Source organism: Bacillus sp. LR--39 (assembly GCF_053613335.1).
Genome location: NZ_JBSIOT010000027.1, coordinates 1 through 2,757 on the forward strand (window position 1 = coordinate 1; position 2,757 = coordinate 2,757).

Here is a 2,757-nt window from a genome sequence, read left to right on the forward strand (position 1 = left end):
TGAAAAAGCATTTGTTCCAATGGCATGAATCCTCATTTTACGGAACCTTTCTAGAGGATGTCAGCTTCATCGGGACGACTGCTGTCCTGCTATCGCCATGGATGACTGTAGAGCTTCTCGGCAAAAACTCGTTCAACTCATTCAGCTCCGTGCAGCTTACAGAAGAAACGGAGCCGCTGATCGAGGCGGCATCGACCATCTATGAATTTATCGCGGACGGCGATTTTCTGCCTGACTATGACGCATGGACAAACGGTGTTTTTCGCTGGAAAGACCGCGATAATATACTGGAAGGCTTTACTGCGGAATGGTTTTCCTCTGCCGTACAGGATTACATCCAGTACGACGATGACCTGCGGGAGAAATGGGAACATATCAAGGAGAAATCGCCTGCGGTTACGACATTCCGCGGCCATTTTCTTGATGAAGAGGATTTTCTGGAAGGCATTGGCTGGATTGACGACCAATCTCCATTTACTGTCGGCTTGCGCTTAAATGAACCGGACTTTGACGGAGACGAATGGAAGATCGAGATGTTTTTACGCGATAAAAAGAGCGGCGCTGTAGAATTCTTTGACGGACTGAAAAGCCTCAAAAAATCGTGGCAGGCGTACAGCGATAAAATCGCGCGTGAGCAGGACCGCTTTCACAGAACGGTTCCGTGGCTGTCGTTTGATTCCGGGACAACGCTGATCTCGGAGGAAGAAGCCTGGATCTTCCTGTCAGAAGCAAGTGAGACGCTTGTCGATATGGGGGTAGAAATCCTCCTGCCGTCCTGGTGGCAGATTGTCAGAGACAGCAACATGATGCTGAAAGCAAAGGTGTCGTCCTCCCCGCGCGGCGAGTCATTTGTCGGCATGAATGCACTGCTTGATTTCAACTGGCGGTTTGCGACAAATGGAATTGAACTGACTGAGGCTGAATTTAATGAGCTTGTCGCCAGCAACAGGCGCCTTGTTAATATCCGCGGGCAATGGGTTAAAATCGATCCGCAGTTTATCAAACAGATGAAACGCCTGATGGAAAAAGCAGAATCAGAGGGACTCCACATGTCTGATATTCTGGCGCGTGAGCTAATGGATCAGCAGGATGGCGGACTTGAGGATTCGGATCTGATTGATACATCCGCTTTCGCAGGCATTCAGTTTGATCTGTCTAAACAGCTCAGGTCACTGATTCGAAAGCTCACTGCCGCGGAAAACCTGCCGGAGCACGAAGTCAGTCCTTCTTTCAAAGGAACGCTCCGCCCTTATCAGAAATACGGCATGAACTGGCTGCTGTTTCTGCGGGAAAGCGGTTTTGGCGCCTGTCTGGCTGACGATATGGGGCTTGGGAAAACGATTCAAATGATCGCCTATTTCCTTCACGTGAAGGAAAGCGGCCGGCAAAAAACGCCTCATTTGATTATTGCGCCGACATCCGTACTTGGCAACTGGCAGCGGGAGCTTCAAACCTTTGCCCCTGATCTGTCTGTCGCGCTCCATTATGGGCCGCGCCGGCCAAAGGGTGATGATTTCGCCGCGCATTATGAAAACGCAGACGTGGTGCTCACTTCATACGGTCTGTCACATGCCGATACTGAAGAGCTTACTTCTGTGACATGGAACACGATCTGCCTTGATGAAGCGCAAAATATTAAAAACGCGCATACGAAGCAATCACGCGCAATCAGGAAGCTGAAGGGGCTTCACCATATCGCGCTGAGCGGCACGCCGATGGAAAACCGACTGACTGAGCTGTGGTCTATTTTTGACTTCATGAATAAAGGCTACCTCGGCAGTTTGACCGGCTTCCATAAACGCTATGTGCTGCCGATCGAAAAAGACCGGGACGAAAAGAGAATCGGACAGCTTCAGCAATTAATCCGGCCATTCCTTCTCCGCCGGACGAAACGGGATGAAGAGGTCGCGCTTAATCTTCCTGAGAAGCTGGAAGAAAAAGAATTTATCCCTCTGTCAGCCGAGCAGGCATCCCTTTATGAGCAGCTCGTCAAAGACACTTTTGACCATATGACATCCCTGACCGGCATGCAGCGAAAAGCGCTGATCCTCAGCATGCTTGGACGGCTCAAGCAAATATGCGATCATCCCGCGCTTTATTTAAAGGAAGAGCAAACCGAGCTGCTGGCCGGCAGATCAGTCAAGCTCGAAAAATTGCTGGAACTGATGACAGCGATCCGCTCCCAAAACGAAAGCTGCCTGATTTTCACGCAATACATTCAGATGGGGAACATGATGAAGCGGCTGCTTGAAAAAACGTTCGGGGAACCTGTGCAATTTTTAAATGGGAGTCTCTCCAAGCAAGAGCGGGATACACTCGTTGAGAAATTTCAAAGGAAAGAATATCCGACACTGATTCTTTCACTCAAAGCTGGAGGCACCGGACTTAATTTGACCGCCGCCAATCACGTCATCCATTATGACAGATGGTGGAACCCGGCGGTTGAAAATCAAGCGACTGACCGTGCATACCGCATAGGCCAGGAGCGCTTTGTCCACGTTCATAAAATGATTACGACGGGAACAATCGAGGAAAAAATTGATGTCATGCTTGAATCCAAGCAAACCCTGAACGATCAAATTATCCAAAGTGAAAACTGGATTACCGAGCTTTCCACACAGGAGCTTGAAGAACTGTTTACATTAAGCGCAACAGCGCAATAATCATGACTAAAAAAGCTGGCTCTGAAAGAGCCAGCTTTTTTCCGTTCATAGCCGTCACGCCGAATTTCCAAAAAATCCGTTACGCCGGTTATCA

General features: G+C 49.2%; 1 protein-coding gene. It reads left to right on the forward strand.

Features of this window, described 5'->3' with window-relative positions; translation table 11 throughout:
- Nucleotides 1–2,663: DEAD/DEAH box helicase (locus tag ACWHAR_RS19705; protein WP_452087590.1), on the forward strand; the 2,663-nt coding region annotated here is incomplete at its 5' end.
- Nucleotides 2,664–2,757 lie beyond the last annotated feature (94 nt).